The following is a 25,488-nucleotide window of genomic DNA, read 5'->3' as shown; positions in this document are numbered from 1 at the left end:
GCGCGAATGGCTCGCCGTCAATGTCCAGTCTTGTTCCGCCTCATCCAGCGTGTATGGAAATGCGGGGCTCCCCTGGTTGCTGGCCAGGCGAGCGGCCCTGGGGCGCCTGCGCGACCCCTTCGGCATGCCCACACTCTGGCTCCAACACGCTGTGTGCTGTGAAAGGAGACCCGTCATGGGCGAGTGGACCGACAAGGCCAAGGGCAAGGTCAAGGAAGTGGCCGGCACCGCGAGCGGCGACCGTGAGCTGGAGGCCGAGGGCAAGCGTGACTCCACCAAGGGCGCCGTCAAGGGGAAGATTGAGGACGCCAAGCGCGCCATCAAGGACGCGGTCGACTCCGACAAGCCGCGCCGGGACGAGCCCTAGCCGTCCCTCCCGGCTCCTGCCGGCCGCATGCAGGTGCCTGTGAATGATTCGGGCCGCGAGGAAGCCTTCCTCGCGGCCCGTTTCGTTTCAGCGTGAGGACCAGGAATCCCCGCTCCCTTCGTATCCGGTGTTGGACGGCCCTTTCGCGCCGTCGCAGACCCGAACGAGGGGGAGTCCTCCATGCAGGTGTCGCGAAGTTCGTCGTTGAGGGGAGACGTGTGTCCGCCGGGGGCACACGCGTCCGCCAGAAGCTGGCATCCGCGCTGGCTCCAGGGGGTGGTGGCCGCGCTGGCGCTCTGGGGCTGCGGTGAGCCCGCGCCCATGGGCGCCGAGCCGTCCCATGGGCCCGTCGCCGCGCGTACCGTCGAGGACGGCCTGGCCTGCACGCCGGAGGACATCGCGACCGGTGACTGGACGTGTACCGGCGGCTTCACCTACAGCCTGGAGTGTTACGCGCAGCAGTCAACCGCGGCCTGTGGCGAGGACACGAGCCCGAAGACGTGTACGTCGTACGGCACGTGCCGGCACTCGGACTTCGGCTTCTCGTTGGGCGGGCACGAGGCGGTCGTCCCACTGGGCGTGCAGCCCGGCGCCTCGTGCGAAAGGCACGCCCAGAACTACGTGTCGGCGAACGCGCCGTCGTCGACGTGGGGTGGCATCACCTGGCTCTGGTACATCGGTGGCAGGCCCGTGGGTGGTGGAGAGGAGTCCTCGCGCGCGGAGGGCGGGGCCTTCAAGGGCGCCACCGCGGGGGTGGGCGAGGAGTTCTGCTACATCACCTTCTACAACTACCCGGTGGTGAATACGGGCACGGGACCGCAGTGCGGCACGGTGGAAGCGCCCTGCACGGTGGCCTGCCTCAATCCCCAGACGTGCCAGGTGAACGGCGCCTGGGTCACCGACGCGGCGCAGTGCGGAACGATGACGGGGCCCTGCGGCCCTGGCAGTGGGACGCCGCTCTACGGCACCTGCCGCGACGTCAGCCATGGCGCGGCGCCGGACGCGGACTGTGGCGCGGGCTTCGTGGAGGGCCAGGCGCCCGCCACCGCCACCCAGGCGCAGGTGCAGGCGCAGGCAGCGGCGGAGTGGGCGGCCTCGGGGAGCCTTGGCGCGCCCGTGTATGACGCGCCCATCCTCTGCTCGGAGTGCCGCAGCGTCTTCTCGCTGTCCGCGCAGGAGGTGAACCGGCGCGTCTACGCGGCGGTGGCCATGTCCAACGAGCACCCGCGGCTGCATCTGCTGGCGGGCGCGGCGTACTTCCTGGCCCGCGACAACCCGGCGCTCTCCCAGGCGGAGCTGACGGCGGGGCTCAACGCCATCTCCACCGCGCTGGACGTCTACCCCTTCGACCCGGCGAAGGACGGCTCCGGCCCCCGGGTGCGGACGATGATTCGCATGCTCGCGCGGGCGGAGCCGCACCTGTCCACCGCGACGACGCCGGGCCGCGCGCTGCGGGCCTATGCGCGCGCGCTGCTGGCCAGCATGCACAATGGCCTGGACCTGGAGCGGGGGCTCGCCAACGCCCAGTCCTTCGTGGACCGCTATGGCGAGGCGGAGTCCTTCACCGAGGACACCTGGGCCCGGCTGCATGACCTCGCCCAGGGCAACGCGGCGCTGGCGGCGGCGGTGAATGGCGGTGGCATCGGCGCTGGCGTGGGCTTCCAGACCCACCACACCGCCTCGGTGATGCTCACCGCCAGGCCCATGGGCCCCCTGGGGGCCTTCGTCCTGCCGCGCCTTGGAGCGGATGGAACGCTGTCCGTCATGCCGGAGGAGGCTCGTTCCTTCGTGACGACCGCGGCCACCGCGGGGCTGTCCGCCGTGGAGCAGTACTCGGACATGCTCCATGACTTGAACACCGCCGAGCAGGCGTACCGCGCCTCCGTCGCGCTGAAGAAGCCCGCCCAGCAGGGGCAATCCCTGGACCACGGCGGCGAGCCCGAGGCGGCGTTGGTGGGCGCCCTGGCCACGCCGGAAGAGACGGCGCTCGCGGAGGCCATCGCGGCGGCGAAGACGCGCGGGACGGAGTTGAAGGAGACGCTCGGCGGCGTGAAGGAGGGCGTGTCGGTCGGCCTGGGGTTGGTGGCGGAAATCCTCAAGATTGATGGCCAGGCGCAGCTCGCCGCGGACATCGTGAGGTTCAGCAAGGCGCTGGGCACCACCCTGGAGGCGGTGGCGAAGTACGCGGAGAGCTCCATCAAGGTCGCGGAGAAGGTCGCCGGCTTCCTCGACGCGGGCTTGAAGGGCTTCCAGGTCATCAGCGCCGCCGTGTTCACCGGTCAGATGGTCGGCGCCGTCATCCAGCTCTTCTCCATCCTGCGCAAGCCGGCCGAGCCGCCCATCGAGCAGGTCATCCTCAAGGAGCTGCGCAATCTCCATCAGCTCGTCGTGGAGCTGCAGGGACGGATGCTCAGCCGCTTCGACCGGGTGGACCGGAAGCTCAATGACATCCACCGCGACATGCATACGCGCTTCGCCCTGGTGGACTGGGCGCTGGGCCGCGCCAACCAGAACGTGGAGGAGGTCCAGGAGGCCCTGTACGCCCTGCACGCGGGCCTCAACCGCGTGGACCAGAACATGTACGAATACTTCGCGGACACGAAGAACGACCCCTTCGAACTGGCGGCCTGGAACTACCTGGGCTGGGATTCGCGGCACCCCACTCCCATGCGCTACACGGAGGAGTTCGTCCCCGCGGAGACCCAGTTCTCCATCTGGGGCGCGGTGGACGCGCATGTGTCCACGGTGCTCGCGGGCATCGACGGGCGCGGCTCCAACCCGGACCTCAGCCCCGCGGATGAGCTGTCCACGCACAAGCTCTCCTACAACATCAACTACCTGCGCGAGTTCCCCGTGCAGTTGGGGCTGGGGCTGTCCATGTTGCACAGCGAGCGCATCTCCAGCCCGAAGGACTGGATGGCGGGCGCGGAGGCCTACGCGCAGCTCTTCGAGGAGCAGCCCGTGCTCGGCGGGCAGATGGTCTCCACCCGCCACAACGAGCTCATCACCCAGGGCACGAAGCTCGAGACGGCGCTGAAGAACATCGGCAAGCCGCTCTTCGCCGGGATTCACGCCCGCTACCTGGCCGACTGGGCGTGGATGAAGGTGCTCATCGAGCAGGCGGAGTCCACGTGGCGCAATGACCCCGCCCGGGGCATGCACGGCGTCGATATGTGGGGCGCTCCGGAGCAGGAGCCGGCGACGCACTTCCTGAAGCAGGGGGAGAAGCCCATCGTCCCCTGTGGCGGCGGCCAGTGGGGCGACTACAACGGCGACGGCGCGGCGGATTACCTGGGCGTGGACCCGGCCCGCTGGAACCACGACGTGCTGCGCCCCCTGCTCATCGCGGACAACATGAACGTGGACGGGGCCTCCATCGACCTGTGCGGCGAGGGGAGCTGGCAGCTCTACTCGGAGGTCTTCACGGGCCTCGGCGGCCTGTACGAGCGCAAGTACCGGCTGGAGTCCACGGTGTACGTCCGCTACACGTCCTGGGACACCGCGACGAACGCGTGGAAGTCCGAGCGGGTGTTCGCGCACCGCTTCACCGGAGGCCAGGAGTTCACCGCCATGGTGCGCGGGGTCGACCGGCCCACCTACAACCCGAACAACGCGCAGAACCCCCAGGAGTGGATGGTGAAGCGGTGGGGCTACGTCTCGCAGAACATCGCGTCGTCCGACTACGCCATGGCCACCGCCTTCCGCGCCGCCGTCCGCACCCGGATGGTGGACGTGCTGAAGTCCCAGCAGCGCCAGTTCTACGGCTCCATCGCGACGCGGATGAACCAGGCCGGTGACGCGTTGCAGGTCCAGGGGAAGCGGATGACGGGCACGCGGCTGGTGTGGCAGGCCTACGCGGCGCTCGCGTTGCCGCTATCGCTTGAGCATGACGAGCACCTGCGCGGACTGCTGTACGGCGAGGACGCCGTGCTGTCGGGGCACGACACCCTGCAAGACGTCGAAGTCACGCCGGTGATGAACGACGTGATGGACATGTACGCGCTGTTCAGCACCGCCGCCGAGCTCCCGGCCCACCACATCCTGGCGGACCTGCACCCGGCGGTGACGTCGCGTGCCGACCGGTTGAAGGCCGCCATCGACGCGTCCCTGGATGCCCAGGCCCAGGCGGGAGGCCCCGAGGCGAGCGCCTGGGTGGAGCCGACGCTGCTGCGGCTGCGGCTCAGCGTCCCGCAGTGACGCTCACGCGGTGACATGACGTGAGGTGGCGCGGGCCGCGGGGGGAACTTCCTCCGCGGCCCGTGCCGTTGCTACCGCTTCGCCACCGGCGGGCACGCGACCTCGAGGAACGTCGTCGTCTTCCCGCTCAGCATGACCCACAGGCAGCGCAGCACGCAGCCCGTCCCGAACTCCCGGTAGATGAGCCCCAGGTTGGCGACCACCTCTCGTCCGGTGATGACCCCGCGCATTGGCACTTCCCCCTTCTTCAGCGTTCCGCCCGACCCCGCCTGTTGCTGCCCGCCTGTCGCTGCCCGCCCGGACCCTTCTGCAAAGCAGCGGCCGTGCCTCGCTCGGACCTTCTGTCGGACTTCGGACGTGCCAAGCAGGCCAAGCCTCGTGATGGACGCCTGCTCTCCCTTCTCCTCCGGGGGGACGGCCGGCGGGTTGCTGGAGATTTTTCAGGGAGCCGCTCCTCGGCACCTCTGCCCACCGCGGGGTGTGCCCTGGGGGGAGGTGGGCCTGTTTCGGAGGCTTGCCCGGTCGCGGACTTTGCGACACGCCGAGCCCGGTGGCGCCTGGCGCGCGGCGCCTGAATCTTCGAGGTGTGAACGTGAGTCGGGTGGAAGGGAAGGAGGGATGGAGATGAGGTCATCACAGCTTTCGAGGATGGCAGCGCCGCTGCTCCCTCCAGGGCTCGCCCGAGGGCAGCGGGGCGTGTCGCGCCTGGTGGTGGGGACGGATTTCTCGCTGCGCTCCGAGTTCGCGCTGGCGCGCGCGCTGCGCCTCCCGCTGGCGCAGGGGAGCGTCTTCTGCGTGCTGCACGTGGCCCCCGTCCTGGACGGGCAGCAGGGGCCCGGTGGGACGCTGTCGGGGGAGCGCTGCCTGCGCAAGGCGGTGAGCTCCGTGTGCAGGCGGCTGCGCAGCCGCGTGGACATCGACGTGCGCGAGGAGCTGGGGCGGGGGGACCCGGTGGAGGTGGCGTCGGCGGTGGCGCGGACGTTGGGCGCGGAGCTGGTGGTGCTGGGGCGTCCGCACGTGACGTACCCGGTGCGTGCGCTGGCCGAGGATTCGACGGTGCGGCACATGGTGCGCCGGCTGGGCGTCTCCGTGCTGGTGGTGGTGCCGCACCCGGGCCGGCCCTACGGCAGGCCGCTGGTGGCGGTGGACTTCTCGCGCGAGTCGCGCAGGGCGCTGGAGCTGACCTTGCGCCTGTGCCCGGCGCCCGCGCTGGTGGACGTGCTGCACGTGGTGGATACGGAGGCGCAGGAGGCGGAGCTGCGCCGCGCCCACGCGCCGGCCGAGCGGTGGCTGCTGCTGAGGCAGGAGCGGGAGCATCAGGCGCGGGTGGCGCTTGGCCGCTTCCTCGCGCCCTACCGGGAGGCGGGCCGCGAGCTGGAGGTGCGGGTGCGCTGCGGTGAGCCGGCCGAGGAGGGCATCCTGGCGGAGGCGCTGGAGCGGGGCTCGGACCTGCTGGCGCTGGCCATGTCCGCCGAGGAGGCGCGCACGCCGCTGACGGAGCAGGTGCTGGCGCGCGCGAGCTGCGACGTGCTGGTGTCGCGCCACCTTCCGCCCGCATCCTGAAGCAGGCGGGCGCGCTCCGCGTTATGAACGCGGCCCGTGTCTCCTCGTCCTACAACAGCCCCCGCCGCCCCGGTGTCGCTCAAGGCCCGCTTCCAGAACGCGGGCAGTCTCTTCAAGCAGTTGCCGGGGACCTTCCGGCTCTTCTGGCAAGCCAGCCCGCGCGGCGCGGTGGTGCTGGGCGCGCTGACGCTGGTGGCGGCGCTGCTGCCAGCGGCCATCGCCTGGGTGGGCAAGCTCATCGTGGACTCGGTGGTGGCGGCGGCGCAGGGCTCGGTGGAGGCCCGCTCGCGGGTGTATGGGTTGGTGGGGTTGGAGTTCGGGTTGATGTTGGGCTCGGCGGTGGTGGAGCGTGGGCTGACGCTGACGCGCGAGCTGCTCCGCGCCAACCTGGGGAACCTGCTCAACGAGCGCATCCTCCAGAAGGCGCTGGCGCTGGAGCTGCAGCACTTCGAGGACTCGGCCACCTACGACAAGATGCAGAACGCGCGGCGCGAGGCGAACAGCCGGCCGCTGTCGCTGGTGACGCAGGCGTTCTCCATCGTCCGCAACGCCATCACCCTGGGGACCTTCGCCGCGTTGTTGGTGGCGCTGTCGCCGTGGAGCGTGGTGGTGCTGGTGGCCGCGTCGGTGCCGGCCTTCATCGCCGAGGCGCGGCTGGCCATGGCGGGCTTCCGGCTCTACTCGTGGCGCGCGCCCGAGGGACGCAAGCTGAACTACCTGGAGTGGATTCTCACGCGGGACAGCCACGTGAAGGAGGTGAAGCTCTTCGGGTTGGGGCCGCTGGTGCTGGGGCGCTACCGCACGCTCTTCCAGAAGTTCTTCGCGGAGGACCGGGCGCTGGCCTTCCGGCGGATGGCCTGGGGCCTGGGGCTGGGCGTCTTCTCGCTGGGGGCCTTCTACGGCTGCTACCTGCTGGTGGCGGGCCGCGCGGCGAGCGGGAGCATCAGCGTGGGCGACATGGTGCTGTACCTGAGCGTGTTCCGTCAGGGGCAGGCGGCGTTCCAGGGCATCCTGACCAGCGTGGGCTCCATGTACGAAGACGCGCTCTTCATGAGCAACCTGTTCGCGTACCTGGACATCCCCACGGGCGGCGAGGCGACGCGGGTGCTGCCGCCCCTGTCGCCGCCGCGAGGACAGGACAGCGCCATCGAGCTGCGTGACGTGTCCTTCCGCTATCCGGGGAAGGAGGCGTGGGCGCTGAGGAACGTGTCGCTGACGCTGAAGCCGGGACAGAAGCTGGCGCTGGTGGGAGAGAACGGGGCGGGGAAGAGCACGTTGGTGAAGCTGCTGTTGCGCCTGTACGAGCCGGTGGACGGCGACATCTTCTACGGCGGCGTCAACCTGAAGGACATGGACGTGGAGGACCTGCGCAGCCGCTTCGGGGCGGTGTTCCAGGACTTCGTGCGCTACCAGTTCAACGTGGCGGAGAACATCGGCCTGGGGCATGTGCCGGCGCTGGAGGACCGGAGCCGCATCGAGAAGGCGGCCGAGGAGGGCGGGGCCAGCGGGGTGATTACGGCGCTGCCGCAGCAGTTCGACACGATGCTGGGCGGCTGGTTCGAGAAGGGACAGGAGCTATCGGCGGGGCAGTGGCAGAAGCTGGCGGTGGCGCGGGCCTTCATGCGCGACGACGCGGAGGTGCTGATTCTGGACGAGCCCACGGCCAGCATCGACGCGGAGGCGGAGCACGCGCTGTTCGAGCGCTTCCAGGCGCTGGCGGCGGACCGCATCGCGATTGTGATTTCGCACCGCTTCTCCACGGTGCGCATGGCGGACCAGATTGCCGTGCTCCACAACGGGCAGGTGGACGAGCTGGGCAGCCACGACGAGCTGATGGCGAAGGACGGCCGCTACGCGCACCTGTTCCGGCTGCAGGCGCGCGGCTACCGGGACTGAGCAGGCAGCGCTCATGCCACTGTCTGGCGCGTGAGAATTCTCGGATTGCGAGGGTCCCCGCGGTCCGTGAATTTCGCGCGCGCAGGTCACTGTCTCATGGCAGGTTCACTCGCCATGTCGCGTGCTCAGGCTCCGAAGAAGGTCCATGTCGCTGGGTTGATGAAGAAGGCGGACCGTCTGCTGGACGAGATGCCGCCGCAGCTGGACCAGGCGATTCCATTGCTGCGCGAAGTCGTGGCGGCGGAGCCCGAGCATCTGCTGGGTCTCCACTCCCTGAGCTGGTGCTTGGACTCGACGCGCCGCATGGAGCCGCACCGATGGGAGCAGGAGCTGAAGGCGGAGCATTGGCGGCTTCGTGACCGCATCCTCGCGCTGACCCGAGGGACGAAGCCCGGTGGCGCGCTGACGCTCGCTCATCGTGCGCGCTCGCTGGCCCTGAGTCAGTGGGCGGAGGACCTGGTGCGGCGCAAGCCGACCGTGGCGCAGCTCGACGAGGCGGAGGCCGCGCTGGATGAGGCCGACAGCCTGCGGCCACTCCCTGACCATCAACGCGGGCGTCGTGGACTCGAAGCCTGGCGTGCGTTGACACAGGGCAAGAAGGAGCAGGGCTACCGCGAGCTGTTCTCCAAGCTGGAGGAGTCCCCCCGCGTGTGCGCCCAGGGCGTGACGGATGACACCGACCCGCTCAACTTCCAGGGCCTGGAGGGCGCCTTCTCCGATGAGGGCTTCCACGCATGGCTGCGGAAGCAGAAGCCCGCGGCGCGCCCCAAGGGGAAGCAGGCCAAGGACCTGGATGCTGGGCTCCTGCTCGCGGCGGGGCTGGACGCGAAGCCGTTCTTCGGGCGTGGCTTCGAAGGCAACAGCCGCACGGGCCGGGTGCTGGCCCTGGTCGCGCTGGGGGCGGACCTGGAGGTGAAGGACTCCAGCAAGCACAGCGTGCTCCACCTGGCCGCGATGGTGGATGACGCGGCGCTGGTGAAGGAGTTGCTGCGCCTGGGCGTCACCGCCGACGTCGTCGATTCGAAGAAGTCCACGCCGCTGCATGTCGCGGCCGAGCACGGCAGCGTGTCCTGCATCGCCCCGCTGGCGAAGGGCGGCGTGCCCGTGGATGCGCTCGATGCGTCAGGGCGGACGGCGCTCTTCGAAGCGCGTCAGGCCGACGTGGCTCAAGCGCTCATCGACGCGGGCGCGAGCCCCAACGCGGGTAAGGGTTGGACGCCGCTGCATCAGCACGCGCGCTTCAAGGAGCGAGGCCCCGTCATCGAGGTCCTGCTCAAGGTGGGGGCGGATGTCTCGCTGAAGAATGGCAGCGGCCAGACGCCCGTGCAGGAGGCGCTGGAGCACCAGAACGCGTCCCTCGCCCAGCGCATGGGAGCCAAGGTCTCCTCGGGCAAGGCCGGCGCGTTGGACGTGCAGCCGCTGCTGGAGGCGCTGGCGCGTCAGCGCAAGGCGCTGCTCAAGGCCTGGTACTTCGAGGACAAGGACGTGGACGGCGTCGAACAGGTCCTGAAGGGGCTCGCGCTTCAAGGTGCCACGTCGTGGGACCAGCTCGCGGCCGCGCTCCAGGGCGGGCTCCCGTGGACGGCGATGGCGGTGGTGCAGCTCGCGCGGGATGTGCTGCCGGCCGAGGAGAAGACGCCCCGTCTGTCCAAGCTGCCGCGCTTCGTGCGCGGGGACCTCGTGGTGAAGGGCGACGTGCACGTCGACGGGCCGCTGCTCGTGACGGGAGACCTCACGGTGGAAGGTGTGGTGCGCAACGCGGGGATGGAGGGGATGCTCGTGGTGGGCGGCACGCTGCGCGCCACGGGGCTGGACACGGACGGCGAGGTCGTCGTGGGCAAGGACCTGGAGGCGCGGGTGGTGTGGGGCCACGGCAACGACGCCTCGCTCCGGGTCGGCGGCGTGCTGAAGGCGGGCGTGGTCATCGCGGACGACCACGACATCCAGGCCAAGGTGAAGGCGAAGCACCACTACGAGAACGGCGAGTTCGACGCCTCGGACGCGGCGCTCAAGAAGCTCTTTGTCGCCAAGGCCTTCGCCAGGTCGGAGCTGGACCGGGACAAGCTGTTCAATGTGCTGCGCAAGGACGGGGCCGTGCAGGTGTAGACGCGTGCCGCGGGTGGCGAGTGCGCCGCCATTGCATACACCCTCCTGGGGTGCTGCAAGCTGCGTGGCACCCGCGATGACTTCGAGCGCCTCGCCGGCTGAGTTGCCGGTGATGCAAACTCCGTCCAGGCTTCAAGTGGCTGCCGGGCGCGCTCGGGCGGAGGGACACCCTCGGAGCGGAGGATGCGCAGGTTCAGGGCGCCCGAGCGGTGGGCGCGCGGGATGCCGGCGCGACCGAACGTCGCGACGAGGGACTCCAGGCGGGTCCAGGCCGTGCGGGAGACGTGCAGTTCCTCAAGGCAGCTTGTGTTGCCGGCGGCGGCCTGTCCACCACTGCAGCCACTGCATCGGTGACTGATGCTTCCGGTTTGTCTGCGCTATCATGTCCTGCGTGGAGCCGTGGCGCCGCCAGCACTTCGTGAGCGTGTCCCTGTTGCGCGCCCTTGGCGGCTGCGGCTCGGCCACGGTCAGCACGAAGCCCTCGGCGAAGTGGGTGGGGCCGACAATCCCTGGCCCGGTGGGCGGGACGGTGCAGACGACCATCTACTACGGCCCCTGGCTGTGCAACGCCGCGCTCTTGGCGCGCTGCGAGCGTCGGTGCGTGGCCGAGGGGCACGTCCCGCTGCTGGGCTGCATCTGGCTCGCGGACATCAAGGGCGACTGGCAGGGGCGCTGGTGCTCCCGGCGGCGGCAGGTGGGGGCTTGGCCGTCACCCAGTGAGGCAGCGCAGAGGCTCGCACGGGGCCTGGGGACTCATTCCGGACGCGGACTTCATCTGCGATGGGTGTCTCAACGGGATTCACCTGTGCGGCTTCGCCACCCGTGAGGAAATCCTGGAGGCCCTCGGTGCCCCGACGTCTCTCCTGAAGTTCGTCCGCGCGGTGACGCGGCGTGCGGCCATCGGCGCTGGCCCCTGAGACGCTCGGCGTCCTGTAGGAAAGTGCGCGTTCGCCTGCGCCCGCGTGCCATTTAATAGGCGGTACGCCAGGTGTGTGATTCAGGGCATGCCTGTCATCATTCGCGGGGCGCGTGTCCGATTCCTGCAATCGAAGCCAGGCGATGGGCCGAAGCCGCCGCCTCGCCCGCCATGCGAGTACTGCGGGAAGGCGTCGCACAAGTTCGCCGCCGCGTGGGGCTGGCACCATGGGAACCCCACCGAGCTACGTGAGAACATCCTGGCGGGCCGCAAGTCGAAGGAGCACCCCTGGTATACAGGGCGCTGGACCATCGCAGCCCACCACCTCATCTGCTCGGAGGCCATGGCGGATGACGAGCTGTGGGCACGTTTCTGCCGAGATTTCGGCTACGACATCAACCGGCGCGAGAATGGTGTCATGCTGCCGATGGTGCTGGCCGTGGCATGCGAGCTCCACGTCCCCGTCCACATCGGTCCCCATTCTGGAGGGTGGGCCTTCGACATGGATTTGGCCTATCCGGAAGCGGTCAAGCGGTTGCTTGCACAGGTTGCGCAGGTGGCTGCTGGTGGCGCCTTCTGTTCCAACCCCAACGGGCTGACGGCTGAGCTGGACGATGTGAGCCAGATGATTCTTAGGAAGTTGGCTGCTGGCCAATGGACGCTCACGACCGATGGGCTGGACTACCTACCTGGGGGGAGCGGCTGTGCTGGAGTTGAGAGCATCCAGGACAAGCCGCGACGCGCGTGTCCTCGCGGCCGAAAGCATGGAGCCAGTCATGGTGACACCGGTGCCGCGTTGGCGCGGCGTGCTCTCCAGGTGGGGGAGTAGGCCATGCAAGACGACTACTGCGTCCTCGTGCGTGCGCGGTCCCAGCAGCACCCGCTGCTGACGTGGGACCAGGGGTACCTCCCCTTTCTCAAGCCCGCGCCCGTTGTGGTCCACGAGCCGGTGAAGCTCAAGTGGGGGGAGCCCATTCCGCCCAGGCCGGTCATGGTGGACCACCACAGCCTGCCAGCGCCAGTCGTCTCCACCAGGGTGAAGGAGGCGCTGGAGGCTGTCGCTCTCCGCGGTGTCCAGCTCGTCCCCGCAGACGTTCAGGCAGGAGATTTTGTGCTGCGTTACTGGCTGGTTCACATGTGGAAGTCGATTCGCTGCATGGACCGGAATCGCTCCATTTTTGAGGCATCCCGGAGCGGATTGATTCTGTTGAGCATCGACAAGCTCTTCCTGGATGAAGCGGTGCTTGGCGAGACTCCTCTCGAAGAACGCCTGGTCTTTCGCCTCGCCGAGTCCGTGGTCCACGTCTTTCACCGGACGGTAGTTGAGCGGGTGCTCGCCCTGTCACCGCCGCCGGAAGGGCTGCGCTTCATCCCTGTGTCGGAGTGGGGTGACGCTTCCGGATTCAGGTGAGCGATTTCCGACCCCTCTGACGCACTCCCCTCAGCCCTTGGGCAGGTGGTCCCGCACCACGCCGAGCCAGTACTCTTTTCCATAGTACTGGCTCATCTTCCCGATGAGCTTGCCCTCACGGAACAGCAGGAACGTGGGGATGCCGAAGAGTCCGAAGCGCCTGGCCAGGTCCTCGTACTGGTACGCGTTCACCTTGACGACGCGCATCGGGGCGCCATCCAGCTCCGCCAGCAGCGCGGGCTCGGCCGCCGCGTAGATGTCGCAGTTTGGGCAGCCGTCACCCCAGAAGTCCACGACCACCAACTCGCCCTTGGGTTCGAGGACCAGCTGGTCGAAGTTCTCCGCCGTCCCCTCGTAGCTCACGGGATGTGCCATGGCCTCCTGCCTAACGGGCTCGAGCGTCGTGTTCAATCCGCTCACGGGGCTCGCGGCTCGAAGTCCTCGCCAGCGCCCCCGCCCCGGCGCTCGTACACCGTGCCAGCGGGCAGTGGGCCGTACCAGACGGCATCCTCGGGGCTGTGGAGCAGCGGACGCGCCCCCCGCGTGGCGTTGAACACCCCCACCTCGCCCCCCTCCGAAGGCAGGGTGAACGGGAGGTGCCACGGTCCTCGGGCCACGTCGCCGCTCGCCTCCAACCGGAGGGCCGCGCCGGCCTCCAGGACGCCGGCTGGAAGTCGGTAGCGCACCGGCGCGCGCAAGTCGGAGGTGACCTCGTAGTCCTCCAGGCGCAGTGGAGCGGTGCCGCGGTTGTGGAGCTCCACGAAGCCCGTGCTCCCCGAGGCGACCGCGCGGATGACCAGTGGGCCTGTTCCGTGTGCGCGCAGGGCGCTCAGGGCTTCGAGCAACCACGCGCGCCGTCCACGCACGTAGTCTCGGAGGACCTCCCGTGCGCGACGCGCGTGTGCTTCGGAGACGGACGGGTCTTCGCGCAGCTCGGGCTCCACGACCTTCCACAGCGCCTCGATGTGCGCCAGGGCCTGCTCCTCGGAGAAGGGGCCCGCGAGCGCGGCCTCGAGCTTCTCCAGCACGCGTGCTCGGAGCGCGGGCCGGTCCCACACCCGCGTGGCCAGCACGCTCCAGGTGGGCCGCTGTTCGGGCCGGGTCCGCACCCGCTGGTCGAACACCTCCTGCACCGCGGCGTCATACAGCGTGAAGGACCGCGGCGAGGCGTCGACGGGGAGCGGCGTCTCGGCGTTCGTCGTGCGCCAGTAGAGCATCCGAGCGTTGTTCAAATCCCAGGGCACGTACGTCCACCGGTCCGTCTGGGGCTCGTGAATCCAGAAGCTGCCCGAGTCCTCGATGAGGCTGTTGGAGATGAGCGCATCCGCCACCAGGTTGCCGAGGTACGCCTCCACATCCACATGCCGCTCCATCATGGCGTCGAAGGTGGCGTCATCGCCCCGGTTCACCCATGCCAGGAGCGTGTCGAGCGCCTCGCGGTCCGGCGCGTCGTTGGGGATGCGTTTCTCGAAGTCACCCTGGTGGGGGCCGGGCTCCAGCGTCAGCTCACAGTTGCGATGGCCACAGCGATAGATGGCCGCGCCCCGTTCGTGCCCGTGGTGCCTCAGCCAGTCCTTTCCGACGTGCTCCATGTCCAGGTAGAGCCCCTGGTGTTCGCCATTCACGCTCACGCGGGCGTAGCGCGCGCTGGGCACGGGCAGTCCCATCGCGGTGTACAGGTCCACCGCGAACTTCTCCGTCAGCTTCCCTCCGTCGAACCAGCTCGCGAGCAGATGGAAGTGGTCGCGGTCCTCCAGCGCCTGGCCGGAGTCCAGTTCGATTTTGTAGCTCTTCTGCGGCAGCTCCCGCGTGCTGGCGCCGCGGAAGCGCAGCTGCCCCGTCGCGCGCACGCCTCCCAGGGTCACCACGCAGGGCACTGTGTCGTCCGACGACGGGTCCGCCTCCAGCCTCGCGAGGTCTTCCGGCGCCACGTCCACGGCGAAGGTGGGGACGTCCTGCTGGACCTGGGGATATGCGCCCCCAGGTGTCGAAGGGGCTCCATCCTGGAGCGGAGTCTCCCGTCGTTGCCCATCGCCTGGACCACAGGCGGCCAGGACGACCCAACATGCCACCCACCATCCCGCTCCGCGTCCCATGCGTCGTCCTCCCTGCCTGTTACGTCCCGGGGAGCCGCCAGCGCGGTGCTCCCGGCACGGTCTGGCGGAGGCTAAGCACGGTCGGAGATTCCGCTCGTGCGGCCGGGCGGCTCCCTCCATTGAGCGCTCTGGCCGGGCCCTGGGCGGCCAGGCGAGTGGGGTGTTGCCGCGATGGGACGCCTCACCCGGGGGAGGATGGATCAGCGGAACGCCTGGACCGTCCCGAAGCGCGGGCGGCTGGAGCGGGCTCCCGGGGCATCCCCTCCGTGCGTGAGTCCTGTTTTTCCGGAGGAGGGGATGGGTTGGACAGGGGGGACGGGTTTTCAAGGTATGCCTGCGCGCGGTGGTGGCCGCCCTGTCAGCCGGAGCGAATTGGATCAGCTCTGGCGCGGTGTCATCAAAAGCCAAAGCCCGCGCTGCGCAGGAGCGCTCAGCCGCCGTAAGGTTGTGCGACTGGATGTCGTGGAGGGGTCATGCACGAGTGGTTGGAGGCACTTCGCAAGTCGGTAAAGGCATCGTCAGCTGGCGTCTCTCCGGAGGAGATTCGTCGGGCCGAAACGGAGTGCGGCGTTCCATTCCCCGACGAGCTCACCGACCTGTATCAGGCGTTCAATGGAGGCGAACTCAACGGTGAGGTGCTCCTCTTCCGGCTGCACGGCGCGGAGGCGGACCCGAGCGTCATGGAGAAGACCCGCCTCAAGCTGGAAGGGCTTCCCGCGGCGGGGCTGTGGCGCATCGGCTTGAAGGGGCAGCACCGGCACCTCTTCGCCTCGCGCAAGTCGGCCATGGTGGAGCAGGGCGATGGTGGCGGTCCGTTGCCGGCCTGGGTCGAGGCGCTCGAGGGCGACGACTGGCTCTATGGCACCTGGGAGGGCGAGAAGCGGCAGATGCGGCTGTACCGCTCGCTGAAGGACATGCTCGACGTGCTCGTGCCTCCCGCGGAGGTGGAGAGCTTCGGTGAGCGCACCTTTGCCCGGGCGATGAATGCCGTCCTCCAGGGTGCGCTTTCCGGCGTCCAGGTCGACGAGGAGGAGGACGCGGCGGAGGCCGGCGAAGCACCGCCCGGTGCGGCGGCCGAGGCTGAAGCGGTCGAAGAGGCGGAGCAGCTCGAGGAGGCGGAGCTGGCCGATGAAGAGGCCGCCGAGGTGGAAGAGCCGGAGGTTCGCGAACTCGCGTACGAGTACGACGACGTCCGCTCGTCTTCCCGGCACGAGGATGGAGCAGGCCCGAAAAAGGCGCGCGCGCAGGCCCAGCAGATACCGCTCGCCATCGGCGGAGCTGGCGTGCTGTTCCCGAAGAGCGCGTCGAGCAAGGTGCAGGGTGTGAAGAAGGCCGCCGCGGAGCCGGCTTCCGCGAAGACGCGCCCCGCGAAGAAGACCGCGACTGGAGTGGCCTCGGCGGACCTCCTTGCTGGAACGGGTGAGGCCGCTGCGGGACCGGAGGCTGCGCCCAAGAAGGCCGCGACGAAGAAGGCCGGTACGGCGAAGGCAGCCCAGCAGGCCGCAACGAAGCAGCTCGTCGCCGCGAAGTCCGTGACGGAGGATTCGACTCAGAAGGGTGCTCCGAAGAAGTCAGGCACCGCGAAGGCCACGACAGAGGCCGCTGCTCGGAAGAGCGCAACGAAGAAGTCGGCCACCTCGAAGGCTGCGACGAAGGCCCCTGTGCAGAAGGCCTCGGCGAAGAAGGCCGCTACCTCGAAGGCCCCTGCCCAGAAGGTCGCAGCGAAGAAATCCGCTACCTCGAAGTCCGCGAAGAAGTCCGCTGTGCAGAAGGGCGCGGCGAAGAAGGCCGTCACCGCAAAGGCCCCTGTGCAGAAGGGCGCGGCGAAGAAGGTCCCCGCTCAAAAGGGCGGTGCGAAGCGGGCTGGTGCCCCGAAGGGCGCAGCCAAGAAGGCGGCTGCTCCGACGCGCGCAGCCAAGAAGTCCTCTGTGAAGAAGGCCGCTGCTCAGAAGTCCGGGGCGAAGAAGACCGCCGCCTCGAAGAAGGGCTCAGCCAAGAAGCCAGCGACGAAGAAGGCCGCTCGCGGCCGGTAGTCACAGGCTCGGAGGCAAGGCGCACCCCTGCGCCTTGCCTCGACGTCGCCTCACCGCACGTCTATCCCTGCGGCAGCTTGTCGAAGTCGATGGGGCGGAGGCGGTAGCCCGGCTGCGCCGTCAACTCCAGCGGCTCTTCCTCCTCATCACCCCGGCGGAACTCATGAATCTCGTCCGGGAGGATGTCGCGGAAGTCCGGCTCCTCCTCCAGCGGTGGGGTCGCCGCCAGGTCCTGGTCGGAGATGTTGATTTCATCCTCACCGGTGTCCGGGTTCATGTGACGCCGAGAGGTGGACTCGCCCACGTCGTCTGACCCCAGCTTCTTGAATCGCATGGCCTCTCCTCGGAAAGCGCGGTGAGTCGGCTGCCCTCGTCTCAAGGATGAGAACCCGCGGGGGCCCCGGCAATTCTCGCCGCCCGCCTGCCTGCCATGCCTGCCCGTGCCTCAGCGCTCCGGGAGCACGGTGTGGCCGGAGGGGTAGGCGGGCTCCACCTCCAGCATCACCATGGCCAGGGCCAGCACGCGCGACAGCGTCTCTCGCACCTGGTAGCGCCACGGCGTCGACCGTCCTTCGTCAGCGGCCACGCCCCACGCCTCGATGCCCACCGAGTTGGCGATGAACAGCGCCCGCGTCAGGTGGAAGCGCTGGGTGACGAGCACCGCCCGCTTCGCGCCGAACACCGTGGCGGCCCGCAGGCAGCTGTCATAGGTGGACAGCCCCGCCTCGTCGCCCTGGACCGCGCTTTCGGGGACGCCGTGCTCCACCAGGTAGCGCCGCATGGCGCGCGTCTCGTGGTGGAAGGGCTTCGTCTGGTCCCCGCTGACGAGCACCGTCCGCACCTTGCCCTGCTGCCACAGCGCGACGGCCGCATCCAGCCGCTGGGCGAGCACGGGAGAGGGCACCGCGCCCCGCGCCAGGCCCGCGCCGAACACCAGCGCCACGGGGGCCTGGGGCGCCTGCTCCAGGGGGACGATGCGGTCCTCGTAGCTGATCCGGACGAGATGGGAGAGGGCGAGCAGCCCCAGCCCACCCGCGGCCAGGACCGCGAGGCCTCTACGCAACCACACCCGTCTCGCACCGCCTGGCTTCATGGGCCCCACGAACACCGGTAGAGGGGCCATTGTGTTCCGGGCTCCCTCCACCGGAAAGCCCAGAGCGACGCCCTTGTCTCAAGGGGACATGCCCGCCTGGGTACCTGCCGGCTTGGGCGCGTACCGCTCGATGGCCTCCAGCAACTGCCGGGGCTCCACCGGTTTCTTCAGGAATGCCGCCACGTTGTACGTGGACGCGTAGACGGCCCGGTCTCTCGGATTCATCGCCGCCATGCCCGCGGACAGGATGATGACTGGCACCTGGGCCAGGGCTTCACTCGCCTTGCGGGTCGTCAACACCCGGTGGCCGTCCAAGATGGGCAGGGCCATGTCCAGTATCATGAGGGCGGGGCGGGGAGGCTGGGCGAGCTGCTCCAGGGCCTCCCGGCCGTTGCGCGCCACTCGCACCGCGTGGCCGTGCATCTCCAGGTAGTCCTGGAGGGCCTCACAGATGTCGACGTCGTCTTCGACGATGAGCAGCGGACCGGATGACGATTGAGCCACCATGCCCGCAAGGTAAGTCCGTGTACGACTGTGGGGAGGGGCTGTCAGGGAGGCTCGGCAGCCTGCCGTATCCGGTGGGGCGGGCGATCGTCTGCCCGGCGGCGGCAGGCATCCGTTGACCGGCTCCCGCCCCGCCTATATAGGGGGCCCCGTCTTACCCTGCCCCGCCTTCCTTCTGGACAAAGCGGGTCGAACGCCCCACAGGAGCTCCCCGGTCCATGGCGTCCCTTCGCGACATTCGCAAGCGCATCCGCTCGGTGAAGAACACGCGTCAAATCACCAAGGCGATGAAGATGGTCTCCGCCGCGAAGCTCCGCAAGGCGCAGGACGGCATCCTGGCGGCGCGTCCCTACGCGACGATGCTGGACCAGATCATCGCGGACCTGTCCGCCCGCGCCGGGGCGGAGAGCCTCAGCCACCCGCTGCTCACGGCCCGTCCGGTGAAGCGCGTGGAGCTGGTGCTCCTCACGTCGGACCGTGGCCTCGCCGGCGGCTTCAACTCCAACGTCATCCGCCGCGCCAACCGGTTCCTCTACGAGAACACGAACCTGGAGAGCATCCGCCTCTCCACCGTGGGCCGGAAGGGCAACGACTTCTTCCGCAACCGCGGCCAGAACATCCGCAAGGACTTCGGCGGCCTGTACCAGCGCCTGAACTACCGCGCCGCCGCGGACGTGGCCGAGGAGCTGGTGGCCAGCTACATCAACGGCGAGGTGGACGCGGTCCACATCGTCTACAACGAGTTCGTCTCCGCCATCGCCCAGACGGTGAAGGTCGCTCAGTTGCTGCCGCTGCAGACACTGGGGACGCCGGGCCAGGCCCCGACGGAGGGCTCCACCGCGCTGGTGGACTTCAAGTACGAGCCGGACCGTCAGGCCGTGCTGGACCGCCTGGTGCCCCAGGCCGTCAACATCAAGCTCTACCGCGCCCTGCTGGAGAGCGTGGCCAGTGAGCACGGCGCCCGCATGAGCGCCATGGAGAACGCCACCTCCAACGCGACCGACATGATTGGCAGCCTGACGCTCACCTACAACCGCACGCGTCAGGCGGTCATCACCAAGGAGCTGATGGAGATCGTCTCCGGCGCCGAGGCCCTGAAGTAGGGCGCTTCGCGCCGCCGCGCCTCCGTCTCCTGGGCCCGCCCCGTCTATCGGGGTGGGCCCTTCGCGTTTAAGCCCCTGGCCGAGCGCGCAAGTCCGCGCTCGAGGAGGGGGTACATGCGTCAGCGGCTGTGGTTGTTCCTGGGGCTGGTGTGCTGCGTCACGGGGTGTGGCTTCGAGACTGTCTCCAGCGGGTATGGGGGCATCGGGTTCGACTCGTTCGGCAGCGGCACGCAGCGTGAGCCGTATGGCGAAGGGTTCCACCTCCTGCGGCCGGGCAAGTCGCTCATCGTCTACGACTTGCGCGTGCAGGAGATGAAGGACGGGCTGAGCGTCCTGTCCAACAACGGCCTGGACCTCAAGGTGGACGCCAGCGTGCGCTACCGGGTGGACCCCGCGAAGCTCTTCGAGCTGCACACCCAGACGGGGCCCAAGTACGCCGACATCCTGATCGCCCCCGTGGTCCGTTCGGAGGCCCGCAAGGTGTTCGGCCGCTACGCGCCGGAGGAAATCTACTCCTCGAAGCGCGAGCAGATTGAGCAGGAGATTTTCGAGGAGGTGATGCGCTCGCTCGAAGGCAAGCACGTGGTGGTGGAGGCCATCCTGGTGCGGGACGTGACGCTGCCCTCGGCCATCCGCGACGCCATCGCCGACAAGCTGGCGGAGGAGCAGCGCAGCCAGAAGATGCGCTTCACCCTGGACAAGGAGCGCCAGGAGGCGGAGCGCAAGCAGATCGAAGCGGAGGGCATCGCCCGGTACCAGGACATCGTCCGCAAGGGGCTCACCGAGGAGTACCTGCGCTTCAAGGGCATCGAGGCCACGGAGCGGATTGCCCAGAGCCAGAACGCCAAGGTCGTCCTGGTCGGCAGCCCGAACAGCGGGCTGCCCCTGGTGTACCAGCCGGATGGGCGGTAAGGGGTGGCGCGCGGCCTGTGGCATGCGCTAAGCGGGACTTACCAGTCAGGTGCCCGGGAGGCTTGACCCCCGGGGGGGGCCCCGGTAAAGGGGGCCCGCCCTCCCAGCCGGGCCGAAATTTCAAGGGTGGCGGCGCCCGTCCGCTCCCCGTGCGAGGCAGACGATTCCATGAGCGCTCAAGTTCCGACGGCAGGCAGAATCATCCAGGTCCTCGGCCCCGTGGTCGACGTCGAGTTCCCGCCCGGCGGTCTCCCCGAGGTCTACACGGCCCTCAAGGTCACCAACGCGAACCTGAGCGCCGACGCGGACAACCTCACCCTCGAGGTCGCGCAGCACCTGGGCGAGAACACCGTCCGCACCATCGCCATGGACTCCACGGAGGGCCTGGCTCGCGGCGTGGCCGTGAGGAACACGGGCGCCCCCATCCAGGTGCCGGTGGGCAAGGCCACCCTGGGCCGCATCCTGAACGTCACCGGCGACCCGGTGGACGAGATGGGCCCCGTGAAGGCGCAGGAGTACTGGTCCATCCACCGCGCGCCTCCGCCCTTCACGGAGCAGGACGTGCGCGTGCAGATGTTCGAGACGGGCATCAAGGTCATCGACCTGCTCGCCCCGTACACCCGCGGCGGCAAGATTGGCCTCTTCGGCGGCGCCGGCGTGGGCAAGACGGTGCTCCTGCAGGAGCTCATCCGCAACGTGGCCGTGGAGCGCGGCGGCTTCTCGGTGTTCGCCGGCGTCGGTGAGCGCACCCGCGAGGGCAACGACCTCTACCACGAGATGCAGGACACGAAGGTCATCCAGACGGACAACCTGGAGGCCAGCCAGGCCGTGCTGGTGTACGGCCAGATGAACGAGCCGCCCGGCGCCCGCGCCCGCGTGGCCCTGTCCGCGCTGACCATGGCCGAGTACTTCCGCGACGTGGAAGGCCGCGACGTGCTCCTCTTCGTGGACAACATCTTCCGCTTCACCCAGGCCGGCTCGGAAGTGTCCGCCCTCCTGGGCCGCATCCCCAGCGCCGTGGGTTACCAGCCCACGCTGGCCACGGAGATGGGCAGCCTGCAGGAGCGCATCACCTCCACCACGAAGGGTTCCATCACCTCCGTGCAGGCCATCTACGTCCCCGCCGACGACCTCACGGACCCGGCGCCCGCGACGGCCTTCGCCCACCTCGACGCGACCACGGTGCTCAACCGCTCCATCGCCGAGCTCGCCATCTTCCCCGCCGTGGACCCGCTGGACTCCACCAGCCGCATCCTGGACCCGGCCGTCATCGGCGCGGAGCACTACGGCGTGGCCCGCAAGGTCCAGGGCATCCTCCAGCGGTACAAGGAGCTGCAGGACATCATCGCCATCCTCGGCATGGACGAGCTCTCCGAGGACGACAAGCTGGTGGTGGCCCGCGCCCGGAAGATCCAGAAGTTCCTGTCGCAGCCCTTCTTCGTGGCCAAGGTCTTCACCGGCAAGGACGGCCGCTACGTGAAGCTCCAGGACACCATCCAGGGCTTCAAGGAGATCTCCGAGGGCAAGCACGACGAGATCCCCGAGGGCGCCTTCTACATGGCGGGCAGCATCGACGAGGTCGTCGACAACGCTCGCAAGATGGCGGTCTGAGTTAAGCTGGACGTTCCTCCTCTCGCCGAGTCCACCATGCGCCGTGCCGCGCTCGCCCTCGTCCTGATGTTCCTGAGCTCCCCCGCCGTGGCGGAGGAGCGCAAGGGGCGGGCCCGGGTGAGCGCCAACGGGCTGTACAGCGTGCGCATGGTGGAAGTGGCGCAGGGGCAGTGCCGGCTGGAAGTGACGCAGGAGAGCGGCCCCGCGTGGTCGCTGCCGCAGTGCCTGGGCACGGTGGACGACTACTACTTCGTCTCCAACGACGGTGAGCGCGTCTGGGTGGTGTGGCCGCTGGTGGAGAAGGGCAAGCCGGTGCCGGAGCCTCGCCCGAGCAAGAAGTCGAAGGCGAAGAAGCCCAAGGGGCCTCCGGGCTGGGCGCGCGTGGTGGTGGCGGCGCAGTACGGGCGGGATGGCCAGCGGCTTCAGGAGAAGCGGCTGACTGAGTGGCTCACGACGCGGCAGCTCTCCGAGGTGCGCCAGCTCACCCACCACTTCAAGTGGCTGGAGGGCACGCTCGGCATCCCCGGCAAGGGGCCTCGGCTGACGGACGCCGGGGTGGTGGAGTTGGAGCCGGTGGGTGGAACCACCCGTCAGCTCACGTTCTGATTCGGTTGTGCGAGGAGCCTCATGGCCAAGCTGACTGTGGAGATTGTCACCCCCGAGAAGCGCATCCTGTCGGTGCAGGCCGACGAGGCGATTGTCCCTGGCGGCCGGGGCCTGTTCGGCGTGCGCCCGGGGCACACCCCGTTCCTGTCGCTGATGGAGCCGGGCGCGCTGACGCTGATTGAGGGCGGCCGGCGCGAGTCCTACTTCGTCGCGGGCGGCTTCGTGGAGGTGGGCAACGACAAGGTGCTGGTGCTCGCCGACGCGGCCGAGCCCGTCGCCGGCATCGACGTGGAAGGCGCCCGCCGCCGCATGACCGAGGCGCAGGAGCGCATGAAGGGCATGTCCTCCGAGGACGCGCGCTTCGAGCTGGAGCAGGCCACGGTGCGCCGTGAGGCCGCCCGTATCGGCGCCGCCAACACCGCGCGCGCGTAGGCTTCTCCCGCGGTTCACCGTCCAGGAGCGCCCCCCGCTCCTGGCGGCCCTGGCGTGACACCCGGGCTCCCCTCGCGCGGAGCCGGTGTCCGCTGCTGTCTTCCGTGACGGTGCCCCCTGGGGTGGCGCCTCCGGAGCATCCCCCCGTCAGTCGCTGTCCTCGGTCGCAGTAGCTCCACTCACAGGCGTGCTCCCATTTGACGGTGCGGGTTTTAAAGTGCATTTAAAATGCATCTTAAAGCCCATGCCGGGCGAGAGGAGCGGCACCATGAGCGTTGCGGCGGAGCAGAGTGTCTACGAGCAGTTGGGGGGAGAGCCGGCGATGGCGGCGGCGGTGGAGGTCTTCTACCGGAAGGTGCTGGCGGACGAGCACATCAGCCACTTCTTCGAGGACGTGGACATGGAGCGCCAGGCCGCCAAGCAGAAGGCGTTCCTGACGATGGTGACGGGTGGGCCGGTCCACTACTCGGGCAGGGACATGCGCGCGGGCCACGCGCCCCTGGTGAAGCGGGGGCTGAACGACTCGCACTTCGACGCGGTGGCGGGCCACCTGAAGGCGACGCTGGAGGAGCTGGGCGTGGCCGCGCCGCTGGTGGCGAAGGTGCTGGCCATCGCGGAGAGCGCCCGCGTGGACGTCCTGGGCCGCTGACCGGAGGCGCACGCCATGGCCAAGGTGAAGCACGAGTCCAACTGGTATCCGCTGGAGTCCGGAGAGAGCGTGCTGGACGCGCTGCTGCGCCAGGGCGTGTCCATTCCGAATGCGTGTCGCGCGGGGGCCTGCCAGTCCTGCCTGATGCGGGCCGTGGCGGGGACGGTTCCGGAGGCCTCGCAGGTGGGGCTGAAGGACACGCTCCGGGCACAGGGCTACTTCCTCGCCTGTGCCTGCCGGCCTCCGGAGGGCACGCTGTTGGAAGTCACTGGCGCGGAGGCCCTGCGCCTCCCCGCGCGCATCCAGGCGCTGTCGTGGCTGTCCACCAGCGTCCTTCGCGTGCGGCTGGTGACGGACAGCCCGCTGGCGTACCACGCGGGGCAATACCTCTCCCTGGTGCGCGAGGACGGGCTGACACGCAGCTATTCGCTGGCCAGCCTGCCTCATGAAGACGCACTGGAGCTGCATGTGCGGCTCCAGCCCGGTGGGGCGATGAGCGGCTGGCTGGCGCGTGACGCACGGCCGGGAGACAGGCTCCAGGTGCAGGGCCCGGCGGGGAGCTGCTTCTATGTGCCCGGCCGGCCCGAGCAGCCCTTGTTGCTGGCGGGCACGGGCACGGGGCTGGCGCCGCTGTACGGCATCGTCCGCGACGCGCTGGCCGCGGGCCACTCGGGGCCCATCTGGCTCTTCCACGGCGCTCGGACGCCCGAGGGGCTCTACCTCACCTCCGAGCTGCGGGCGCTGGCCGAGCAGCATCCTGGGTTCCGCTATCGTCCGGGCGTGCTGGAAGGCGGCACCCGGGACATCGCCGAGGGTGCGCTCGATGCGCTCATCCGCGCCGACTGCCCCAGGCCGCTGGGCTGGCGCGCATGGCTCTGCGGAGACGGGCCATTGGTGCTATCCCTTCGCAAGAAGCTGTTCCTGGCCGGGCTCTCGCTGAAAGACCTCCACACGGATGCCTTCCTGCCGAGCGTCCCCCAGGTCCAGCGTACTTCCGACGCCGGAGCCCGCTGACGTGCACCTCACCCTCCATGCCGACTACTCGCTGCGGGTGCTGCTCTACCTGGCCACGCGCACCGGGCGGCCCGTCTCCACGCAGGAGATGGCGGATGCGTACGGCATCTCCAAGCACCACCTGGTGCGCGTGGTGCAGACGCTGGCGGGGCAGGGGGTAGTGGACGCGCGAGCGGGCCGCTCCGGCGGCGTGGTGCTGGCGCGCGCGCCAGCGGACATCCGGGTGGGGAGCGTGCTGCGCGCCGCGGAGCCCGACTTCCACCTGGTGGAGTGCTTCGACCGGGAGCGCAACGCCTGCCCCATCTCCCCCGCTTGTGGGCTCAAGGGCGTGCTGGACGAAGCGCGCGAGGCGTTCCTCGCGGTGCTGGACCGGTACACGCTGGAGGACCTGCTCCGCCGCTCGCGCCCGAACCTGCAGGACTACTTCCTCCCCGCCGCCGCGCCATGATGTCCGGCACGCTGGAGCTGTTTCATCGCATCGCGGATGCACCTTCCGCGCAGGCCCGGCGCTACATCGTGGACTACGCGCTGGAGGACCGCGTGCGCTTTCGCAACGTGGCCTTCGACGAGGCGGAGGCGGACTGGCGCGAGCATGGCGGACACACCACGCCCGCGCTCTGGGACGGCACGCACCTGCATCAGGGCGCGCAGGCGGTGATGGCGCGCTTGCAGGCCGTCGTCAACCTGGGACGTGACGACGCGTGAAGTGACGGCGCGCGTGTGCCGACACCCGCGTGCTCGTGCCACTTGCGCGTCCCTCGTGCGCCATTCCCACCGTGCGCGAAGCTTCGAGAGTTGGACACGTGTACAGGTGCGCGAATGCGCGCACCCGCCGAGGCTTGCCGCGCGTGTGTTGGTTGCGGTAGTCACCCCACCCCGCGCTGCGATCCACCAGGCGCCAGGGATGGAGCGTGGACGGTGAAGAATCCGAGCGGCGGAGTTTCGAGGACGGCTGTGGCGCGCTCGTCAAGCCCCGGCA

General features: G+C 69.3%; 23 protein-coding genes. 17 read left to right on the top strand and 6 right to left on the bottom strand.

Going from position 1 to position 25,488, the window contains the following annotated elements; translation table 11 throughout:
- Positions 1-175: 175 nt before the first annotated feature.
- Positions 176-367 (top strand): CsbD family protein, encoded by a 192-nt coding sequence (locus KGD87_RS23775; protein ID WP_284662797.1) that lies wholly within the window; start codon positions 176-178, stop codon positions 365-367.
- Between the two features lie 180 nt (positions 368-547).
- A complete protein-coding gene (locus KGD87_RS23770) occupies positions 548-4,564 on the top strand; it encodes a hypothetical protein (protein ID WP_284662796.1) in 4,017 nt (1,338 codons plus the stop codon).
- A gap of 71 nt (positions 4,565-4,635) precedes the next feature.
- Here KGD87_RS23770 and KGD87_RS23765 read toward each other — a convergent pair whose 3' ends face one another.
- A complete protein-coding gene (locus tag KGD87_RS23765; RefSeq protein WP_167371045.1) occupies positions 4,636-4,794 on the bottom strand; it encodes a hypothetical protein in 159 nt (52 codons plus the stop codon).
- A 394-nt stretch (positions 4,795-5,188) separates the two neighbouring features.
- On the opposite strand from KGD87_RS23765, the gene KGD87_RS23760 reads away from it, so the two are divergent.
- The 5 genes from KGD87_RS23760 to KGD87_RS23740 all read left to right on the top strand — a co-directional run bounded on the left by KGD87_RS23760 (position 5,189) and on the right by KGD87_RS23740 (position 12,456).
- Entirely contained in the window at positions 5,189-6,127 is a 939-nt protein-coding gene (locus KGD87_RS23760) for a universal stress protein (protein WP_284662792.1), read from the top strand.
- Between the two features lie 72 nt (positions 6,128-6,199).
- Positions 6,200-8,023: an ABC transporter ATP-binding protein gene (locus KGD87_RS23755; RefSeq protein ID WP_176422687.1), complete on the top strand. Its 1,824-nt coding sequence runs from the start codon at positions 6,200-6,202 to the stop codon at positions 8,021-8,023.
- 96 nt (positions 8,024-8,119) lie between these two features.
- Positions 8,120-10,129, top strand: a complete 2,010-nt coding sequence (locus tag KGD87_RS23750; protein ID WP_350099616.1) for an ankyrin repeat domain-containing protein — start codon at positions 8,120-8,122, stop codon at positions 10,127-10,129.
- 992 nt (positions 10,130-11,121) lie between these two features.
- Positions 11,122-11,874 carry an AHH domain-containing protein gene (locus KGD87_RS23745; RefSeq protein ID WP_284662789.1) on the top strand — a complete coding sequence of 251 codons (753 nt, stop codon included), beginning with the start codon at positions 11,122-11,124 and terminating at the stop codon, positions 11,872-11,874.
- Positions 11,875-11,877: 3 nt separating this feature from the next.
- Positions 11,878-12,456, top strand: coding sequence for an imm11 family protein (locus KGD87_RS23740; protein ID WP_284662788.1), 579 nt, complete (start codon positions 11,878-11,880; stop codon positions 12,454-12,456).
- Between the two features lie 30 nt (positions 12,457-12,486).
- Here the strand turns inward: KGD87_RS23740 and KGD87_RS23735 are convergent, their stop codons facing one another.
- On the bottom strand, positions 12,487-12,831 hold the full coding sequence (locus KGD87_RS23735; protein WP_284662775.1) for a thioredoxin family protein: 345 nt from the start codon (positions 12,829-12,831) through the stop codon (positions 12,487-12,489).
- Between the two features lie 41 nt (positions 12,832-12,872).
- Positions 12,873-14,393 carry a CotH kinase family protein gene (locus KGD87_RS23730; protein WP_284662773.1) on the bottom strand — a complete coding sequence of 507 codons (1,521 nt, stop codon included), beginning with the start codon at positions 14,391-14,393 and terminating at the stop codon, positions 12,873-12,875.
- Between the two features lie 632 nt (positions 14,394-15,025).
- Between KGD87_RS23730 and KGD87_RS23725 the strand changes: the two genes are divergently transcribed.
- The gene (locus KGD87_RS23725) at positions 15,026-16,585 is read left to right on the top strand and encodes an SMI1/KNR4 family protein (protein WP_284662772.1); all 1,560 of its coding nucleotides are present in this window, start codon (positions 15,026-15,028) and stop codon (positions 16,583-16,585) included.
- A gap of 61 nt (positions 16,586-16,646) precedes the next feature.
- Here KGD87_RS23725 and KGD87_RS23720 read toward each other — a convergent pair whose 3' ends face one another.
- From KGD87_RS23720 to KGD87_RS23710, 3 genes are all read right to left on the bottom strand, one after another.
- The gene (locus KGD87_RS23720) at positions 16,647-16,919 is read right to left on the bottom strand and encodes a hypothetical protein (protein WP_284662771.1); all 273 of its coding nucleotides are present in this window, start codon (positions 16,917-16,919) and stop codon (positions 16,647-16,649) included.
- 111 nt (positions 16,920-17,030) lie between these two features.
- A complete protein-coding gene (locus KGD87_RS23715; protein WP_284662770.1) occupies positions 17,031-17,708 on the bottom strand; it encodes a SanA/YdcF family protein in 678 nt (225 codons plus the stop codon).
- 48 nt (positions 17,709-17,756) lie between these two features.
- Complete coding sequence (locus KGD87_RS23710; RefSeq protein ID WP_284662768.1) at positions 17,757-18,185, bottom strand: response regulator; 429 nt, start codon at positions 18,183-18,185, stop codon at positions 17,757-17,759.
- Between the two features lie 215 nt (positions 18,186-18,400).
- On the opposite strand from KGD87_RS23710, the gene atpG reads away from it, so the two are divergent.
- The 9 genes from atpG to KGD87_RS23665 all read left to right on the top strand — a co-directional run bounded on the left by atpG (position 18,401) and on the right by KGD87_RS23665 (position 25,214).
- Positions 18,401-19,285: an ATP synthase F1 subunit gamma gene (gene atpG, locus KGD87_RS23705; RefSeq protein WP_176415883.1), complete on the top strand. Its 885-nt coding sequence runs from the start codon at positions 18,401-18,403 to the stop codon at positions 19,283-19,285.
- A gap of 114 nt (positions 19,286-19,399) precedes the next feature.
- Complete coding sequence (locus tag KGD87_RS23700) at positions 19,400-20,197, top strand: prohibitin family protein (protein WP_163779198.1); 798 nt, start codon at positions 19,400-19,402, stop codon at positions 20,195-20,197.
- 168 nt (positions 20,198-20,365) lie between these two features.
- A complete protein-coding gene (gene atpD / locus KGD87_RS23695) occupies positions 20,366-21,808 on the top strand; it encodes a F0F1 ATP synthase subunit beta (protein WP_284662765.1) in 1,443 nt (480 codons plus the stop codon).
- A 36-nt stretch (positions 21,809-21,844) separates the two neighbouring features.
- On the top strand, positions 21,845-22,414 hold the full coding sequence (locus tag KGD87_RS23690; protein ID WP_284662764.1) for a hypothetical protein: 570 nt from the start codon (positions 21,845-21,847) through the stop codon (positions 22,412-22,414).
- A gap of 21 nt (positions 22,415-22,435) precedes the next feature.
- Complete coding sequence (locus KGD87_RS23685; protein WP_284662763.1) at positions 22,436-22,846, top strand: F0F1 ATP synthase subunit epsilon; 411 nt, start codon at positions 22,436-22,438, stop codon at positions 22,844-22,846.
- A gap of 268 nt (positions 22,847-23,114) precedes the next feature.
- Positions 23,115-23,495, top strand: a complete 381-nt coding sequence (locus tag KGD87_RS23680; protein ID WP_284662762.1) for a group I truncated hemoglobin — start codon at positions 23,115-23,117, stop codon at positions 23,493-23,495.
- Between the two features lie 15 nt (positions 23,496-23,510).
- Positions 23,511-24,509 carry a 2Fe-2S iron-sulfur cluster-binding protein gene (locus KGD87_RS23675; RefSeq protein ID WP_284662760.1) on the top strand — a complete coding sequence of 333 codons (999 nt, stop codon included), beginning with the start codon at positions 23,511-23,513 and terminating at the stop codon, positions 24,507-24,509.
- A 1-nt stretch (position 24,510) separates the two neighbouring features.
- Entirely contained in the window at positions 24,511-24,957 is a 447-nt protein-coding gene (locus tag KGD87_RS23670) for an RrF2 family transcriptional regulator (RefSeq protein ID WP_284662759.1), read from the top strand.
- On the top strand, positions 24,954-25,214 hold the full coding sequence (locus KGD87_RS23665; protein WP_284662758.1) for a hypothetical protein: 261 nt from the start codon (positions 24,954-24,956) through the stop codon (positions 25,212-25,214). The genes KGD87_RS23670 and KGD87_RS23665 overlap by 4 nt, the downstream gene beginning before the upstream one ends.
- The last annotated feature ends 274 nt before the right edge of the window (positions 25,215-25,488 follow it).

The organism is Myxococcus sp. SDU36, assembly GCF_030168875.1.
In the GTDB taxonomy this organism is placed as follows: domain Bacteria; phylum Myxococcota; class Myxococcia; order Myxococcales; family Myxococcaceae; genus Myxococcus; species Myxococcus vastator.
This window is presented reverse-complemented; position numbering and strand designations above follow the sequence as displayed.

What these genes read in the sequence shown, in the direction of transcription:
- KGD87_RS23775 (WP_284662797.1), top strand. Translation starts at nt 176, where the DNA reads ATGGGCGAGTGGACCGACAAGGCCAAGGGCAAGGTCAAGGAAGTGGCC.
- KGD87_RS23770 (WP_284662796.1), top strand. Translation starts at nt 548, where the DNA reads ATGCAGGTGTCGCGAAGTTCGTCGTTGAGGGGAGACGTGTGTCCGCCG.
- KGD87_RS23765 (WP_167371045.1), bottom strand. Translation starts at nt 4,794, where the DNA reads ATGCGCGGGGTCATCACCGGACGAGAGGTGGTCGCCAACCTGGGGCTC.
- KGD87_RS23760 (WP_284662792.1), top strand. Translation starts at nt 5,189, where the DNA reads ATGAGGTCATCACAGCTTTCGAGGATGGCAGCGCCGCTGCTCCCTCCA.
- KGD87_RS23750 (WP_350099616.1), top strand. Translation starts at nt 8,120, where the DNA reads ATGGCAGGTTCACTCGCCATGTCGCGTGCTCAGGCTCCGAAGAAGGTC.
- KGD87_RS23740 (WP_284662788.1), top strand. Translation starts at nt 11,878, where the DNA reads ATGCAAGACGACTACTGCGTCCTCGTGCGTGCGCGGTCCCAGCAGCAC.
- KGD87_RS23735 (WP_284662775.1), bottom strand. Translation starts at nt 12,831, where the DNA reads ATGGCACATCCCGTGAGCTACGAGGGGACGGCGGAGAACTTCGACCAG.
- KGD87_RS23725 (WP_284662772.1), top strand. Translation starts at nt 15,026, where the DNA reads ATGCACGAGTGGTTGGAGGCACTTCGCAAGTCGGTAAAGGCATCGTCA.
- KGD87_RS23720 (WP_284662771.1), bottom strand. Translation starts at nt 16,919, where the DNA reads ATGCGATTCAAGAAGCTGGGGTCAGACGACGTGGGCGAGTCCACCTCT.
- KGD87_RS23715 (WP_284662770.1), bottom strand. Translation starts at nt 17,708, where the DNA reads ATGGCCCCTCTACCGGTGTTCGTGGGGCCCATGAAGCCAGGCGGTGCG.
- KGD87_RS23710 (WP_284662768.1), bottom strand. Translation starts at nt 18,185, where the DNA reads ATGGTGGCTCAATCGTCATCCGGTCCGCTGCTCATCGTCGAAGACGAC.
- atpG (WP_176415883.1), top strand. Translation starts at nt 18,401, where the DNA reads ATGGCGTCCCTTCGCGACATTCGCAAGCGCATCCGCTCGGTGAAGAAC.
- KGD87_RS23700 (WP_163779198.1), top strand. Translation starts at nt 19,400, where the DNA reads ATGCGTCAGCGGCTGTGGTTGTTCCTGGGGCTGGTGTGCTGCGTCACG.
- atpD (WP_284662765.1), top strand. Translation starts at nt 20,366, where the DNA reads ATGAGCGCTCAAGTTCCGACGGCAGGCAGAATCATCCAGGTCCTCGGC.
- KGD87_RS23690 (WP_284662764.1), top strand. Translation starts at nt 21,845, where the DNA reads ATGCGCCGTGCCGCGCTCGCCCTCGTCCTGATGTTCCTGAGCTCCCCC.
- KGD87_RS23685 (WP_284662763.1), top strand. Translation starts at nt 22,436, where the DNA reads ATGGCCAAGCTGACTGTGGAGATTGTCACCCCCGAGAAGCGCATCCTG.
- KGD87_RS23680 (WP_284662762.1), top strand. Translation starts at nt 23,115, where the DNA reads ATGAGCGTTGCGGCGGAGCAGAGTGTCTACGAGCAGTTGGGGGGAGAG.
- KGD87_RS23675 (WP_284662760.1), top strand. Translation starts at nt 23,511, where the DNA reads ATGGCCAAGGTGAAGCACGAGTCCAACTGGTATCCGCTGGAGTCCGGA.
- KGD87_RS23665 (WP_284662758.1), top strand. Translation starts at nt 24,954, where the DNA reads ATGATGTCCGGCACGCTGGAGCTGTTTCATCGCATCGCGGATGCACCT.